The sequence below is a fragment of the Sedimentitalea xiamensis genome (assembly GCF_030164465.1).
In the GTDB taxonomy this organism is placed as follows: Bacteria; Pseudomonadota; Alphaproteobacteria; order Rhodobacterales; family Rhodobacteraceae; genus Sedimentitalea; species Sedimentitalea xiamensis.
Genome location: NZ_JASNJE010000007.1, coordinates 20,235 through 36,112 on the forward strand (window position 1 = coordinate 20,235; position 15,878 = coordinate 36,112).

Annotated in this window: 16 protein-coding genes; 4 read left to right on the forward strand and 12 right to left on the reverse strand. The window is 65.7% G+C overall.

Annotation, left to right across the window (positions count from 1 at the left end; genetic code table 11):
• Position 1: 1 nt before the first annotated feature.
• From QO034_RS07740 to QO034_RS07780, 9 genes are all read right to left on the reverse strand, one after another.
• Positions 2-745 carry an ATP-binding cassette domain-containing protein gene (locus QO034_RS07740; protein ID WP_284484941.1) on the reverse strand — a complete coding sequence of 248 codons (744 nt, stop codon included), beginning with the start codon at positions 743-745 and terminating at the stop codon, positions 2-4.
• On the reverse strand, positions 738-1,451 hold the full coding sequence (locus QO034_RS07745; RefSeq protein ID WP_284484942.1) for an ABC transporter permease: 714 nt from the start codon (positions 1,449-1,451) through the stop codon (positions 738-740). The genes QO034_RS07740 and QO034_RS07745 overlap by 8 nt, the downstream gene beginning before the upstream one ends.
• Before the next feature lie 161 nt (positions 1,452-1,612).
• Entirely contained in the window at positions 1,613-2,599 is a 987-nt protein-coding gene (locus QO034_RS07750; RefSeq protein WP_284484943.1) for an ABC transporter substrate-binding protein, read from the reverse strand.
• A gap of 65 nt (positions 2,600-2,664) precedes the next feature.
• Positions 2,665-3,510 (reverse strand): ABC transporter permease, encoded by an 846-nt coding sequence (locus tag QO034_RS07755; protein ID WP_284484944.1) that lies wholly within the window; start codon positions 3,508-3,510, stop codon positions 2,665-2,667.
• Positions 3,511-3,613: 103 nt separating this feature from the next.
• The gene (locus QO034_RS07760; protein ID WP_284484945.1) at positions 3,614-4,528 is read right to left on the reverse strand and encodes an ABC transporter permease; all 915 of its coding nucleotides are present in this window, start codon (positions 4,526-4,528) and stop codon (positions 3,614-3,616) included.
• A 75-nt stretch (positions 4,529-4,603) separates the two neighbouring features.
• Positions 4,604-5,389 carry an ABC transporter ATP-binding protein gene (locus QO034_RS07765; protein ID WP_284484946.1) on the reverse strand — a complete coding sequence of 262 codons (786 nt, stop codon included), beginning with the start codon at positions 5,387-5,389 and terminating at the stop codon, positions 4,604-4,606.
• 12 nt (positions 5,390-5,401) lie between these two features.
• A complete protein-coding gene (locus tag QO034_RS07770) occupies positions 5,402-5,770 on the reverse strand; it encodes a hypothetical protein (protein WP_284484947.1) in 369 nt (122 codons plus the stop codon).
• 18 nt (positions 5,771-5,788) lie between these two features.
• On the reverse strand, positions 5,789-7,243 hold the full coding sequence (hydA, locus tag QO034_RS07775) for a dihydropyrimidinase (RefSeq protein ID WP_284484948.1): 1,455 nt from the start codon (positions 7,241-7,243) through the stop codon (positions 5,789-5,791).
• An 86-nt stretch (positions 7,244-7,329) separates the two neighbouring features.
• Complete coding sequence (locus QO034_RS07780) at positions 7,330-8,580, reverse strand: Zn-dependent hydrolase (RefSeq protein ID WP_284484949.1); 1,251 nt, start codon at positions 8,578-8,580, stop codon at positions 7,330-7,332.
• A gap of 155 nt (positions 8,581-8,735) precedes the next feature.
• Here QO034_RS07780 and QO034_RS07785 point away from each other — a divergent pair, with 155 nt between their 5' ends.
• Together QO034_RS07785 and QO034_RS07790 are read left to right on the forward strand one after the other, a co-directional pair.
• Positions 8,736-9,347: a TetR family transcriptional regulator C-terminal domain-containing protein gene (locus tag QO034_RS07785; protein ID WP_284484950.1), complete on the forward strand. Its 612-nt coding sequence runs from the start codon at positions 8,736-8,738 to the stop codon at positions 9,345-9,347.
• 128 nt (positions 9,348-9,475) lie between these two features.
• Entirely contained in the window at positions 9,476-10,513 is a 1,038-nt protein-coding gene (locus QO034_RS07790; protein ID WP_284484951.1) for a hypothetical protein, read from the forward strand.
• Between the two features lie 32 nt (positions 10,514-10,545).
• On the opposite strand, the gene preA is transcribed toward QO034_RS07790, so the two are convergent.
• From preA to QO034_RS07805, 3 genes are all read right to left on the reverse strand, one after another.
• Positions 10,546-11,850, reverse strand: coding sequence for an NAD-dependent dihydropyrimidine dehydrogenase subunit PreA (gene preA, locus QO034_RS07795; RefSeq protein ID WP_284484952.1), 1,305 nt, complete (start codon positions 11,848-11,850; stop codon positions 10,546-10,548).
• A gap of 64 nt (positions 11,851-11,914) precedes the next feature.
• Positions 11,915-13,252, reverse strand: a complete 1,338-nt coding sequence (locus QO034_RS07800) for an NAD(P)-dependent oxidoreductase (RefSeq protein ID WP_284484953.1) — start codon at positions 13,250-13,252, stop codon at positions 11,915-11,917.
• Positions 13,253-13,394: 142 nt separating this feature from the next.
• Positions 13,395-14,033: a cupin domain-containing protein gene (locus QO034_RS07805; RefSeq protein WP_284484954.1), complete on the reverse strand. Its 639-nt coding sequence runs from the start codon at positions 14,031-14,033 to the stop codon at positions 13,395-13,397.
• Between the two features lie 265 nt (positions 14,034-14,298).
• Between QO034_RS07805 and QO034_RS07810 the strand changes: the two genes are divergently transcribed.
• On the forward strand, positions 14,299-14,841 hold the full coding sequence (locus tag QO034_RS07810; protein ID WP_284484955.1) for a 3-hydroxyanthranilate 3,4-dioxygenase: 543 nt from the start codon (positions 14,299-14,301) through the stop codon (positions 14,839-14,841).
• A gap of 48 nt (positions 14,842-14,889) precedes the next feature.
• Positions 14,890-15,870 (forward strand): TRAP transporter substrate-binding protein, encoded by a 981-nt coding sequence (locus QO034_RS07815; protein WP_407696734.1) that lies wholly within the window; start codon positions 14,890-14,892, stop codon positions 15,868-15,870.
• Positions 15,871-15,878 lie beyond the last annotated feature (8 nt).

Below are 15,878 nucleotides of genomic sequence, written 5' to 3' on the forward strand. Positions count from 1 at the left end.
ATTACAAAACCAGCCCCCCCGCCAGGAACCGGCGTCCGGCCTGGCTCTGGGGGTCATCGAAGAAATCGTGGGCCGGGCCGGACTCGGCCACCGTCCCGCCCTGCATCAGCACGATGTCATGGGCCAGCCGCCGCGCCTGCCCGATGTCATGGGTGATCATCACGATCCGCGTGCCGCGCCGGGCCGCCCGCAGGATCATCGTTTCGATATCCTGCGTCGCCGCCGGGTCCAGCGCGCTGGTCGGCTCGTCCAGGAACAGGATCTCCGGGTCGCAGGCCAGCGCCCGCAGGATCGCCAGCCGCTGCGCCTCGCCGCCGGACAGGCTGCGCGCGGCCTGCCGGTCCTTGCCGGACAACCCGCCCTCCTCCAGCAAACCCGCGATCCGCGCCCGCCGCGCGCCGCGCGCCAGCCCGCGCCGCTTCAGCACATAGTCCAGGTTGGCCGCCACCGACCGGCGCAGCAGCACCGGAGTCTGGAACACCATCGCCTGGCGCCTGCGCTGTTCCGCGCCGATGGGCTGGCCGTCCTGAGTCACCCGCCCCCGGTCCGCCACGATCAGCCCGTGCAGGCAGCGCAGCAAGAGGCTCTTGCCCGCACCGTTCGGACCCAGGAACAGTGTCGGTCCGGTGCCGCCCAGGGCCAGGTCCGCCACATCCAGCAGGCGCCGCCCGTTGCGCGTGATCACCAGGTCCTCGGCCCGCAGGAACGGCCGGTCATGGCTTTCCAGGATCGGCAGGTCACGCATGGCGCATCTCCTGCTGGCCGTTGCGCGCGCCCAGCAGGCTGACCGTCCCCGTGACGCCGATGGCGATCCCGATCAGGATCGTCCCCAGCGCCAGCGCCAGCGCCAGGTTGCCCTTGGAGGTTTCCAGCGCGATGGTCGTCGTCATCACCCGCGTCACATGGTTGATGTTGCCCCCGACCATGATCACCGCCCCGACCTCGGCGATGGCGCGGCCGAACCCGGCCAGCAGCGCGGTCAGCAGCGCCACCCGCCCGTCCCAGAGCAGCGTCGGCACCGACGCCAGCCGCGACACGCCGAGACTGCGCAGCTGTTCGGCATATTCCGCATCCAGCATCTCGACCGTCTGCCGGGTCAGCGCCGCGATGATCGGCGTCACCAGAACCACCTGCGCGACGATCATCGCCGTCGGCGTGTAAAGCAGCTCCAGCACCCCCAGCGGCCCGGACCTGGACAGCATCAGATAGACCATCAGCCCGACGACCACCGGCGGCAGCCCCATCAGCGCATTGAGCAGCACGATCGCCACCCGCCGCCCCGGAAACCGCCCCACGGCAAGCGCCGCGCCCATCGGCATGCCGATGGCGGCGGCGATCAGAACCGCCATCAGCGAAACTCGTAAAGACAGTAACACGATCGCCCACAACTCCGGATCGCCTGACAGAATCAAACCCATCGCCATGGTGAATTCTTGCGCGAAACCCTGCATAATTTCTGGATTTTTCCCAAACTCTGGAAGTTTCGCGAAGATTGTCACATAACGCGCGGACTGTCATCCCATCAAACCGGACAAACCGCCGCAGGATCCGGCATGAAAAAACGCGGCCCCGAAAGGGACCGCGCCGCGCTTCCGTGACACCGTGAAGCCGCTCAGTTCAACGCTGCGTCGCTGATCGCATGGGTCCAGGCCCCGTCCGGCGCCTTGGTGATCACCGGGTCCGATCCGCCCGCCAGCAGCGTCGCCACCGTGCGCTCGTAATCCGCCGGGTCCAGCGCGCCATTGCTGCCCGCGGTCAGCTTGGCGATCTCGCCCATCATCCGCACCTGATGCGCTTCGGTCTGCGCACCGCTGGCATCGTTGTCGAGCACGATCCCCGCCGCTTCCTCCGGGTTCTCCTCGGCGTATTTCCAGCCCTTCATGCTGGCCCGCACGAAGCGGGTCATCTTGTCGACAAAGGCCGGATCCTGAAGGTTCTCCTCCAGCACATAGAGCCCGTCCTCCAGCGTCGCCACGCCCTGGTCCTCGTATTTGAAGGTGATCAGCTCATCCGCCGAAACCCCCGCATCCAGAACCTGGCCGTATTCATTGTAGGTCATGGTGGAAATGCAGTCCGCCTGCCGCTGCAGCAGCGGATCGACATTGAAACCCTGCTTCATCACCGTGACGCCCGCATCGCTGCCGTCCGTCGGAACGCCCAGGGTGTTCATCCAGCTCAGGAACGGGAATTCGTTGCCGGAAAACCAGACCCCCAGGGTGTGGCCGGGGAAATCCTCGGGCTTCCCGATGCCCACGTCCGACCAGCAGGTCAGCATCATGCCGGAACTCTTGAACGGCTGCGCGATATTGACCAGCGGCAGCCCCTTCTCCCGCGCCGCCAGCGCCGCCGGCATCCATTCGACGACCACGTCGGCGCCGCCGCCCGCGATCACCTGCGGCGGCGCGATGTCCGGCCCGCCCGGCAGGATCGTGACATCCAGCCCTTCCTCTTCGTAGAACCCCTTGTCCAGCGCCACGTAATAGCCGCCGAACTGCGCCTGCGTCACCCATTTCAGTTGCAGCTTCACCTCGTCCGCCGCCAGTGCGGGCAGCGCCCCAATCACCAGCGCCGCGGCGGCTCCGGTTATCGTCTTCTTCATGGTCCATACTCCTTGTTGCATTGAATTTCCGTGGTTCTCCGGATCGCCAGGCCCGGCCCGCCCGCTCACGCCCGTTGCGACGGATGCCAGAATGTCACCGCCTTCTCGACCCATGCCACGGCGCCATAAAACACCGATCCCGCAAGCGCCGCCACAACTATCTCGGCCCAGACCATGTCCAGCGCCAGCTGCCCGACGCTGGTCGAAATGCGAAAGCCCATTCCCACCGTGGGCGAGCCGAAGAACTCGGCGACGATCGCCCCCACCAGCGCCAGCGTGGTCGCGATCTTCAGCCCGTTGAAGATGAACGGCAGCGCCGCGGGCAGGCGCAGCTTGAAGAACCCCTGCCAGTAGCTCGCGGCATAGGTCTCCATCAGGTCGCGCTGCATTGCCGTGGTCTCGCGCAGCCCGGCCACGGTGTTGACCAGCACCGGAAAGAACACCATCACCACCACCACCGCCGCCTTGCTCTGCCAGTCGAAGCCGAACCACATCACCAGGATCGGCGCGGTTCCCACGATCGGCAGCGCGGCGACGAAATTGCCCACCGGCAACAGTCCGCGGCGCAGGAAATCGCTGCGGTCCACCAGCACCGCCGTCAGGATCGCCGCACCGCATCCGATCACATAGCCGCCCAGCGCCCCCTTCAGGATGGTCTGCACGAAATCGGCCCACAGGACCGGCAGGCTGGCGGCGAAACGCGCCGCGATCAGGCTCGGCGCGGGCAGGATGACCAGCGGCACATCCAGCCCCCGCACCAGCAATTCCCAGACCGCCAGCACCGTCACGCCGAAGATGACCGGCACCGCCAGCCGCACGCCGCGCGACTGCGCCGACGGCCCGGCGGCAAGCCGGAGATTGATCCACCAGCCAAGGCCCCAGACCAGCGCTGCCAGCGCCACCAGCATCATCGCCCGCGCCCTCCCGGCTTCATCCTTGCGGAAATACTCCGGGGGAGTCGCGCAGCGATCGCGACGAAGACGGGGGCTGGCCCCCTTCTGTCGCCCGCCCGCCTCATGCCATGCCCATCCGGGTCAGGACCAGGCGCTGCAACAGCCCCAGCAGCCCGACCAGCACCGCCGCCAGGATCGCCGCCGCGAACAGCGCCGCCCAGATCTGCACCGTCTGCCCGTAATAGCTCCCCGCCAGCAACCGCGCCCCCAGCCCGGCCACCGCCCCGGTCGGCAGCTCGCCCACGATCGCCCCCACCAGCGACGCCGCGATGCCGATCTTCAGAGAAGCGAAAAGATAGGGGATCGACGCGGGCAGGCGTAGTTTCCAGAACCCCTGCGCCTTGCCGGCATTGTAGGTCCGCAGCAGGTCGAGCTGCATCGCGTCCGGACTGCGCAGGCCCTTGACCATGCCCACGACCACCGGGAAAAAGCTCAGATAGGCCGAGATCACCGCCTTTGGCAGGATCCCCTGCACCCCGATCGAATAGAGCACCACGATGATCATCGGCGCCAGGGCGATGATCGGGATCGTCTGGCTGACGATGGCCCAGGGCATCACGCTCATGTCCATGACCCGCGAATGCACGATCCCGACCGCCAGCAGAATCCCCAGCCCGGTGCCGATGGCGAAGCCCAGCAGGGTCGCGCTCAGCGTCACCCAGCCGTGATAGACCAGGCTGCGCTTGCTGGTGATCTTCTTCATCGCCGTCGTGTCCCAGAGCTCGGCCGCCACCTGGTGCGGCGCCGGCAGCCGCGGCCGGTCCTGCGCCCAGGTCGCGGGCACGGCGAAGCCGTTGTTGATCGCCAGCCGCAGCGCCGGCAGGTCCCGCCGCGCCCCGGCCCCCTCCGGCTGCACCGCCGCGCCGGCCCGTTCGGCCTCGGTCAGCACGCCCTTGATGTTCATCGGCACACAGGCCGCATACCAGAGCGCGACGATCACCGCCACGACCGTCAGAACCGGGAGCACCGACCTCACGCCGCCACCCGGCGGTCGGCATCACCGTATGCACGGCGTATGCACGCGGTCTGCACGCGGTGCACAGCCTCCGGATCACACATCGCCATGCCCCGCCCGCAACCCTTCCCGCACCCGGTGGGCGATCTCGATGAACTCCGGCGACTCGCGGATATCCAGCGGCCGCTCCCGCGGCAGCGGGCTCTCGATCACGTCGGTGATCCGTCCGGGGCGCGGGCTCATGACCACGATCCTGGTGCTGAGATAGACCGCCTCGGGAATCGAATGGGTCACGAAGCCGATGGTCTTTCCGGTGCGCGCCCACAGCGCCAGAAGCTGCTCGTTCAGGTGGTCGCGCACGATCTCGTCCAGCGCCCCGAAGGGCTCGTCCATCAGCAGGATGTCGGCATCGAAACTCAGCGCCCGAGCGATGCTGGCCCGCTGCTGCATGCCGCCCGACAGCTGCCAGGGATACTTGCCGCCAAACCCTTCCAGATCAACCAGTTGCAGAACATCGTTCACGCGCCGGACCTGCTCATCGCGGGAAAACCCCATGATCTCGAGCGGCAGCCTGATATTGCCCGCGATGGTGCGCCACGGATACAGCCCCGCGGCCTGAAAGACATAGCCATAGGCCCGCGCCCGCCGCGCCTCGTCCGCAGTCATGCCATTGACGCTGAGCATACCCCCCGTGGGCGTTTCCAGCGCCGCGATGCAGCGCAGGAACGTGGTCTTGCCACAGCCCGACGGTCCGATGAAACTGACGAAATCCCCCTTGTCGATCGTGAGGTTCACGTCGCGCAGCGCATGTACCGGCCCGTCATTGGTCTGGAAGGTCAAGTCGAGCCGATCCGCCCGAATGACCTCTTCATGGTTATCCAAGACGCGCTGCCCCTACCCGAACTGGAAGGTAATCGTCTTGCCGTTCAGCGTCGCCGTCCCCGTGCCGCTCCGGTTCGCGCCCACGAACCGGAGCGGTCCGCTTGCGCCATCATCGCAGGTCAGCGTGCCTTCGCCGGCCCGGTCCGAAACCTTGACAAACGTCCCCTCACAGGTCCGCCCGCGATTGCTCACAAGATGCAGTCTGCCGGGACCATTGAGATCGCCCGTCGCGCTGCCGGAAAAGGTTTCGGACCCGTCCGCGAGCTGACCGCGCAAAGGTACCGTCACCGGGTCCGGGGTCGTGCACCCCAGGAGAGTGCCCGCAAGGGCCAATGGCAAGATCATCCTTGCGCCAAGATTCATTTTATTCTTCCTTTTCATGATCTTCCTCCAATCATCTCATACGCCGGTGGCCGGAATCCCCGTCCGCTCTATCGGACGCGGCGCGGTCAGGTCCTTCCAGGTGGAAAGCGCCTTGTTCACGGTGGTGTTGGCCTCGCGCTTGACGAACCTGCCATGACCCTCCTCGGTGCGGATCTCGCCATCATGCACCACGACCTTTCCCCGCGTCAGGGTAAACCGCGGCAGGCCCTTGACCTGCTTGCCCTCGAACACGTTGTAGTCGATCGCCGATTGCTGGCTTTCCGCACTGATGGTCTTTTCCTTCTCCGGGTCCCAGACCACAAGATCCGCGTCTGCCCCGACCAGGACCGCACCCTTTTTTGGATAGCAATTCAGTATCTTGGCGATGTTTGTCGATGTGACCGCGACGAATTCGTTCGGGGTCAGCCGCCCGGTCGCCACACCGTGGGTCCAGAGCATCGGCATCCGGTCCTCCAGACCCCCGGTGCCGTTGGGGATCTTGGTGAAATCCCCGACGCCAAAGCGTTTCTGCTCGGTGGTGAAAGCACAATGATCCGTCGCCACCACGCTCAGCGATCCCGACTGCAACCCCGCCCACAGGCTGTCCTGATGCTGCTTGTTGCGGAAGGGCGGGCTCATCACCCGCCGCGCCGCATGGTCCCAGTCCGGGTTGAAATACTCGCTCTCGTCCAGCGTCAGATGCTGGATCAGCGGCTCGCCCCAGACCCGCTTGCCCTGCATCCGGGCCCGGCGGATCGCCTCGTGACTGTCCTCGCAGGAGGTATGCACCACATAAAGCGGCACCCCCGCCATGTCGGCAATCATGATCGCCCGGTTGGTCGCCTCACCCTCGACCTGCGGCGGGCGCGAATAGGCATGCGCCTCGGGGCCTGTATTGCCCTCGGCCAGCAGCCTGGCCGACAGTTCCGCCACCACATCGCCGTTCTCCGCATGTACCAGGGCGATGCCGCCCAGTTCCGCAAGCCGCTGGAATGACGCGTACATCTCGTCGTCATTCACCATCAGCGCGCCCTTGTAGGCCATGAAATGCTTGAAGGTGTTGATGCCGCGCTCCTGCACCACAGTCTTCATGTCGTCAAACACCTGCTCGCCCCACCAGGTCACCGCCATGTGGAAGGAATAGTCGCAATTGGCCCGCGTCGACTTGTTGTCCCAGCGCTTCAGCGCATCGAGCAATCCCTCGCCCGGATTGGGCAAGGCGAAATCCACCACCATCGTGGTGCCCCCGGCCAGCGCCGCGCGGGTGCCGCTCTCGAAATCGTCGCTGGAATAGGTGCCCATGAAGGGCATCTCAAGATGCGTGTGCGGATCGATCCCGCCCGGCATCACGTAGCAGCCCGTGGCGTCCAGTTCCTCGTCGCCTTTCAGCCCCTTGCCGATCTCCACGATCACCCCGTTCTCGATCAGCACATCCGCCTCATAGCTCAGATCCGCCGTCACCACGGTGCCGTTCCTGATCACTGTCGACATGTCGTTCTCCCTATCTCAAGCGCGGCGAGGCGCCCTCTTCATCTTTGCGAAAATACTCCGGGGGTCCGGGGGCAGAGCCCCCGGCGCTAGCCCACGATCTCCGCCGTCTCCACCACCGCGTGAAACAGCACATTCGCCCCGGCGGCCGCCCATTCGGGCGAGATTTCCTCCGCCTCGTTATGGCTCAGCCCGTCGACGCAGGGGCACATCACCATCGCGGTCGGCGCCACGCGGTTGATCCAGCAGGCGTCATGCCCGGCGCCGGAAATCAGGTTCATGTGGCTGTATCCCAGCCGCTCGGCGGCATCGCGCACCGCCGTCACGCAGCCCTTGTCAAAGGCGACCGGGTCGAACCCGCCGACCTTCTCGAACGCGACGTCCAGCCCCATCCCGTCGCAGATCGCCTGCGCCTCGATGCGCAGCCGCGCCTCCATGTCCTCGATCACCGACAGATCCGGGCTGCGGAAATCCACCGTGAACACCGCCTTGCCCGGTATCACGTTGCGCGAGTTGGGATAGACGTCGATATGGCCCGCCGCGCCGACAGCGTGGGGCGCATGGCTCAGGGCGATCTCCTCAACCTTCTCCAGCACCCGCGCCATGCCCAGCCCCGCATTCCTGCGCATCGGCATCGGGGTCGACCCTGTATGGGCATCCTTGCCGGTGATCGTCACCTGCGTCCAGCTCAACCCCTGCCCGTGGGTGACGACGCCGATATCCCTGCCTTCGGCTTCCAGGATCGGACCCTGCTCGATATGCAGCTCGAAGAACGCCCGCATCTCGCGCGCGCCGACCTCCTCCTCGCCGCACCAGCCGATGCGCCGCAATTCGTCGCCGAACCGCTTGCCCTCCGCGTCCTCGCGCGCATAGGCCCAGTCCTGCGTGTGGATGCCCGCGAACACGCCCGAGGCCAGCATCGCCGGCGCGAAGCGCGTGCCTTCCTCGTTGGTCCAGTTGGTCACGACGATCGGGTGCCGGGTCCGGATCCCGGTGTCGTTCAGGGTGCGCAGGATTTCCAGCCCGCCGAGCACCCCCAAGACCCCGTCGTATTTCCCGCCCGTCGGCTGGGTGTCCAGATGGCTGCCCACATAGACCGGCAGCGCGTCGGGGTCGGAGCCCTCGCGGCGGGCGAACATGTTGCCCATCTGGTCCAGCCCCATGCTGCACCCGGCCTCCTCGCACCATTTGCGGAACAGGGCGCGGCCCTCTGCATCCGCGTCGGTGAGCGTTTGCCTGTTGTTGCCGCCCGCCACGCCAGGGCCGATCCGGGCCATTTGCATCAGGCTGTCCCACAAACGCTCGCCGTTGATCTTGAGATTCTGCGCCGGTGCCACCATGTCCGTCCCCCCTGCGGTTGGATCCGCTTTTCCGAGATTGATTTGACCATTCGGTCAAACCGACGCTATCACGGCAGGGTGCGCAGTCAAGAAGCTGCCGGACTGCGCCGCGCCAATTCCGGCAGCACCGACCAAAAACACGGCAGGGCAGGACGATGACGGCCTCTTCCCCGACGACCCGCATCCAGATGCGCAACCGCGCCTCGATTCTCGAAGCGGCGCTGGATGTCTTTTCAGCGCATGGGTTTCGCGGCGCGACCGTAGACCAGATCGCGCTGGCGGCGGGGCTGAGCAAGCCCAATCTCCTCTACTATTTCCCCTCGAAGGAGGCGATCCACAACGCGCTCCTGGAACAGTTGCTGGATCTCTGGTTGGCCCCCCTCAGAACGTTGCGCGACGATGGTGACCCGTTGCAGGAACTGCTCGCCTACGTGCGGCGCAAGCTGGAGATGAGCCGGGACTACCCGCGCGAAAGCCGCCTCTTCGCCAATGAAATCGTCCAGGGCGCGCCCCGTATCCACGATGCGCTGTCCGGCGATCTCAAGCAGCTGGTGGACGAGAAATGCGCGGTGATCTCCGGCTGGATCGAAGAAGGCAGGATCGCGCGGGTGCATCCCTATCACCTGATCTTCTCGATCTGGTCCCTGACCCAGCACTATGCCGATTTCGATGTGCAGGTGCGTGCCGTGCTCGGCACCGAGGACCCGTTCGAGGGTGCCTCCGGTTTCATCGAGACACTCTACACGCGGTTGCTCACCCCCGCCTGACGCGCCGACGGCCGGCCGGCGGGGACACGGCGGATTTGCGCCAGTTCGGGGGCCGCGACCATATTTCCGCCACATCGACCGGTTTCGCTGCTATCCCGCGCCGGCACGCAACCACAGAAGACTCTTCCATGACATTCGACAATACCCGCCCCACCGCCTCGGACCAGCTCAGCCTGATGGAGCTCGATCTCTATCACCAGTTGATGGATTACCGTGCCGCCAATGGGCTCGACCCGATCCCGCTGTCGCTGAACCTGACCACCACGGCCGGGCGGCATGCGGCGGACACGCTCTACAACATCTGGGAACCGGGTCTGGCCCTGCCCGACGGCGCCAACCTGCACAGCTGGTCCGACGCGCCCTATTATTCCGATCACAGCCAGCCTTCGGTGATGTGGACCGCGCCGCAACGGATCGGCACCGATTATCCCGGCTACGGGTTCGAGATCTCGGCCGCCGGGTATCCGACGATCGACAGCGCCCTCGCGGGCTGGCAGAACTCGCCCGGGCATGACGCGGTGATCCTCAACCTCGGCACCTGGGCCAGCCAGACCTGGAATTCCATCGGCATCGGGGTCGAGATCGACCCGACCGTCGGCACTTATGGCGGGCGAATCTACCACGTGTGGTTCGGACGCGAATCCGACCCGGACGGGGCCGGACGCATAGAGGGCACCGGCGACGCCAACAGCATCGACGGCACTGCATTCGACGACCGGATCAATGGCCGCGCGGGCAACGACACGCTCCTGGGCGACAGCGGCAAAGACAGGCTCGCCGGCAATGCGGGGGCCGACAGACTCGAAGGCGGCGCCGACTCCGATCGGCTGTTCGGCGGCAACGGGCGCGACACGCTGCTCGGGCAGGAGGGGCGCGACCGGATCGATGGCGGAAGGGGCGACGACACGCTGACCGGCGGCGAAGGGCGCGATACCTTCGTCTTCAGCGCGGCCGAGTTCGGAACCGACAGGGTCACGGATTACGACGGCGACCGCATCCGGATCACCGCGCCGGGCGAAGCCACCACCCAGGCCCAGCTGTCCGCCGCGCTCGTCCAATCCGGCACATCCGTGATCTACGACCACCTCGGCGACGGACAGAACGTCATCGTGCTGCAGAACACCTCGCTGGACACGCTCGACATGTCGCTGTTCCTGCTCGACTGACACCGGGTCCGATCGGACACCCCGCCGCGCGGCTACTCGGCCGCGCGCGCCGCGGGGTTGTTGGGATGCATGGTCCAGTTGGCATAGTCCGCCTGCACGACCTTGCCCGTCCGGGGATCGACCTCGCCGGGCCGCATCGGCACCATGCTGATGCAATCCTCGACCGGGCAGACATCGACGCACAGGTTGCAGGCGACGCATTCCGCGTCGATCACCTCGAACACCCGATCCGGACTCATCGAGATCGCCTGGTGGCTGGTGTCCTCGCAGGCCGCATAGCACCGCCCGCACTTGATACAGGCGTCCTGATCGATCTTCGCCTTGGCGACATAGTTCAGGTTGAGATATTGCCAGTCCGTCACATTCGGAACCGCCTGCCCGACGAAATCCGATGTCCGCGTGTAGCCCTTGTCGTCCATCCACCGCGACAGCCCTGCCTTCATTTCCTCCACCACGCGGAAACCGTAGGTCATCGCCGCCGTGCAGACCTGTACATTGCCGCAGCCGAGCGCCATGAACTCCGCCGCGTCGCGCCAGGTGGTCACGCCGCCGATGCCGCTGATCGGCAGACCGCGGGTTTCCGGGTCGCGCGCGATCTCCGCCACCATGTTCATCGCGATCGGCTTCACCGCAGGTCCGCAATAGCCGCCATGGCTGCCCTTGCCGTCGATGGACGGCTCCGGACTCATCGTGTCGAGATTGACCGAGGTGATCGAACTCACCGTGTTGATCAGGCTCACCGCATCCGCCCCGCCGTTATGCGCCGCCCGCGCCGGGTAGCGGATGTCGGTGATATTGGGCGTCAGCTTCACAATGACCGGCTTGTCATAATATTGTTTGCACCATCGGGTGACCATTTCGATATATTCCGGCACCTGACCGACGGCGCTGCCCATGCCGCGCTCGCTCATCCCGTGCGGACAGCCGAAATTCAGCTCGATTCCATCGGCGCCGGTCTCGGCCACACGCGGCAGGATCGCCTTCCAGGCGCTTTCCTCGCAGGGCACCATGATCGACACGATCAGCGCACGATCCGGATAATCGGCCTTGACCCGCGCGATCTCCTCGAGGTTGGTCTGCAAGGGCCGGTCGGTGATCAGCTCGATGTTGTTGAGGCCCAGCAATCGCCGGTCCGCGCCATGGATCACGCCATAACGGGGGCCGTTCACATTGACCACCGGCGGTCCTTCCTCGCCGAGGGTCTTCCAGACCACGCCCCCCCAGCCGGCCTCGAAGGCGCGGCGCACGTTGTATTCCTTATCCGTGGGCGGCGCCGACGCCAGCCAGAACGGGTTGGGAGAGGCAATCCCCAGGAAATTCGTCGTCAAATCCGCCATGTCGCGGGCCCTCCTGTCCTGATGGGCTTCATCTTTGCGCAAATACTCACGGCGATCACGGCCATCACCCCGCACGCAGGCTGGCATGGATGTCCATCGCCGCATCCCGTCCCTCGGCCACGGCGGTCACGGTCAGGTCGTCGCCGCCGCTGGCGCAGTCGCCCCCCGCCCAGACACCCTTGACCGACGTCCGGCCGGGACCCGTGACCGCGATCTTGCCGCCGCCCTGGGCCAGTCCGCCGGGCGCTCCGGACAGCGTCTGTCCGATCGCCCTGAACACCTGGTCCGCTTTCAGCCGGAGGGTTTCGCCCGTTGCCACAAGGCGTCCGTCCTCGCTCGTCGTGTATTCCAGTTCGATCTCGCGCACGGTTCCGTTGCCATGCACCGCCACCGGTTGCACGTTGGTCAGGATCCGCACCCCCTTCGAGGCCGCCAAGTCCTGCTCGTAACGGCTCGCTCCCATCGCGTCCCGGTCGCGGCGATAGGCGATGGTCACGTTCTGCGCGCCCAGCAGCCGGGCCTGCACCGCCGCATCGACCGCGGTCATGCCGCCGCCGATCACCACCACGTCCCGCCCGACCGGCAGGGCGGACAGATCCCCGGCCTGACGCAGGTCGGCGACGAAATCCACCGCATCGCGCACGCCGTTCTTGTCCGCGCCCGGCGCCTTCAGCGCGTTCACCCCCGCCAGGCCGATCGACAGGAACACCGCGTCATAGCTGTCCTGCAATCCGTCCAGCGTGATCCCTTCCCCCAGCGCCGAGCCGGTCTCGATCGTGATCCCGCCGATCCGCAGCAGCCAATCCACTTCGGCCTCGGCGAAGTTCTGTGTCGACTTGTAGGCGGCGATGCCGAATTCGTTCAGACCGCCCGGCTTTCCGCGCGATTCGTGGATAACCACATCATGCCCCAGCATGGCCAGGCGATGGGCGCAGGACAGCCCGGCCGGCCCCGCCCCCACGACGGCGATTGTCCGCCCTGTCGGTGCCGCGCGCGAAAACGGATGCACGTCCGCCGCCATCGCGCTGTCCGTGGCATAGCGCTGCAACCGCCCGATCTCGACCGGCCTGCCTTCGGCCGCTTCGCGCACGCAGGCCTCTTCGCACAGGGTTTCGGTCGGGCAGACCCTGGCGCACATGCCACCCAGGATGTTCTGTTCAAGGATCGTGCGGGCGGCCCCTTCGGGATGGCCGGTCTGGATCTGCCGGATGAACAGCGGAATGTCGATCGTCGTCGGACAGGCCGTCACGCAGGGCGCGTCATAGCAGAAATAACAGCGATCCGCCGCAACGGCGGCCTCGTGCGGGGCAAGGGGCGGGTGCAGGTCGCCGAAATTCCGTTCGATCGTCTCCGCGGGCAAGCGCCCGGCGACGATGCCCGATTCCATCTGACCCTTCGCCATTGCCGTCTCCCTGAAGCTGGTGGCCTTTTCTGCAGACTGCCACATCTGGGCGCATTAGCAATTGTTTTTTACCGGATGGTCAAAAATACTTCAGGTTGCGGAAATGCCCCGCGATCCGGCGCCGCCAACCCCGCCGATCCGGTCAGACCATGGATTTCAGATGCCCGGTCTTGATCCAGACCCTGGCGCCTTCAGGCCCGGCGCGCCCGCCGAGAACCGATCCGGGCGGCAACCGCAGCCAGTCCCAGCGCGAAAAGGACTCGGAGGACTCGACGAAGCCGCCCTCGATCACGAAGACCTCGCAACCGCCATCCGCATCGACCTTTACCGGCGCGTCCGGCGCCCATGTCTCGATCCGCACATCTTCGGTGCCATCCCGGAACAGGGGCACGACCGGTTCGGTCCGCGTCTGAGCATTCACATGGACCTGCCTGCGGTCGTCCGGATCGAACTGGTGCAGTTTCACCAGGATCGTGGCCCCTTCCGCCGCTGCGGGCGTATGGCGCGATGTCGGAGGATTGCGCACATAGCTGCCGACCGGGAAATCGCCGCTTTCATCCTGAAACACCCCGTCCAGCACCAGGTATTCCTCGCCACCGCCATGCGTATGCGCGGCAAAGGCGCTACCAGGCGCGAACCGCACGATGGTCGTCGCACGCGCCACCTCGTCTCCGATCCGGTCCAGCATCTTGCGTTCCACCCCGGCGGCCGGCGACGCGACCCAATCGGTGTCGTTGAAATGCACTGCAACGCGCCGGCTGAAATCCGCGTTCAATTTCATAGCTCGCCTCCTTTGCCATGCACGCGATTGCGCGCGCCCAGCATGACGGTTTCCGCGGATTCTGGAACGGGCTTCACGAACTTGTGGCCCGAAGGCGCGATTTCCGTTTCCCCGGAACACCGGCAAGCGCCCGATTGACGCCGGCTGCGGTGATGGCAACCGGACTGGCTATCCAAAAAAATAATACCGGATTTCGGACAAACTCCTTGTCCTGAACCGGCGCTTGGCCCGACGCTTCGCATCACACACCAGGGGAGAAGACCACATGGCACGATTGTCCGCGTTCAATTTTCAGAAATGGATCGACGAACACCGGCACCTGCTGAAACCGCCGGTGGGGAACCAGCAGATATGGGAGGACGCCGACCTGATGGTCACGGTCGTCGGCGGTCCGAACAAGCGGACCGACTATCACGACGACCCGGTCGAGGAATTTTTTTACCAGCTTCAGGGCGACATGCTGCTGAAACTGTTCGACGGCGAGGAATTCTACGACGTGCCGATCCGCGAAGGCGAGATCTTCCTGCTGCCGCCGCATGTGCGCCATTCCCCGCAGCGCCCGCAGCAGGGCTCTGTCGGGCTGGTGATCGAACCCAAGCGGCCAGAAGGCGCCAAGGACGCGATCGAATGGTATTGCTTTGACTGCGGAACCCTGGTGCACCGGGCGGAACTGCAACTGCAAAGCATCGTCCGGGATCTGCCTCCCGTATACGAAACCTTCTATGCCTCAACCGAGGCACGCACCTGTCCGAACTGCGGGACCGTGCACCCCGGAAAAGAGCCGCCCGAGGGCTGGGTGAAACTCTGATCCTGCCGTAAGCTTTCGCAAAACAATGATTCTATCAGGGAGAACAGAATGAAACTGACGATGAAGGACTTCGCCGCAGCCGCGACCGCAGGGCTTCTGCTGGCCGCCGCGCCGGTGGCGGCCAAGGATTTCCGGCTCGGCCTGATCACGCCGCCGCCGCATGTCTGGACCAAGGCCGCCGAAGCCTTCGGGGCGGAACTCGCCGAAAAATCCGGCGGCGCCCATTCGGTCGCCGTGTTCCCTGCGCAGCAGCTGGGCAACGAGGCCGAAATGCTTCAGCAGCTTCAGACCGGAGCGCTTGACATGGCCTTCATGACCGTGGCCGAGGTGAGCAACCGCGTGCCCGACATGGGCGCTTTCTACGCGCCCTATCTTGCCGAGAACATCGGCCATGCCGCCGCTATCCTGCGGTCGGATACGGCGCGAGGAATGCTCGAGGTTCTGCCGCAGGAAGCCGGGGTCGTCGGGGTCGGCTATGGCAGCGCCGGATTGCGCCAGATCGTCAGCAGAGGCGAAATCAACGAGGTCGGTGACTTGTCCGGGCTGAAGATCCGCATCACGCCGTTTGACGCCAATCTCGACTTCTACAAGGCCATCGGGGCGGCCCCGACGCCGATGCCCCTGCCCGCGGTATACGACGCGCTCGCCAACGGACAGGTCGATGCCATCGACATGGACGTCGAACTGATCGACGTGCTGAAATACTACGAACATGCCGACACCATCCTGTTTTCCAACCACATGATGTTTCCGATGGTCGGCCTGATCTCGGCGCGGGTCTATGCCGGCCTGTCCGACGAGGACAAGGCCATGATCGCCGAACTGATGGCCAAGCATGTGGACAGCACGCTGGACACCTACACCGCCAAGGAGCCGGTCTGGACCGAGAACCTGATGGGGGTCGGAAAGACCACCAAGACGGTCGGAGCGGAATTCTTCGGCGACGCCATCGGCCAGTGGGAAGAGATCTGGACGGCAAAGGCCCCGTCCCTGCCCGCCCTGCGTGAAACGGCCGCGGCGCTCAAGTAACCGACAGG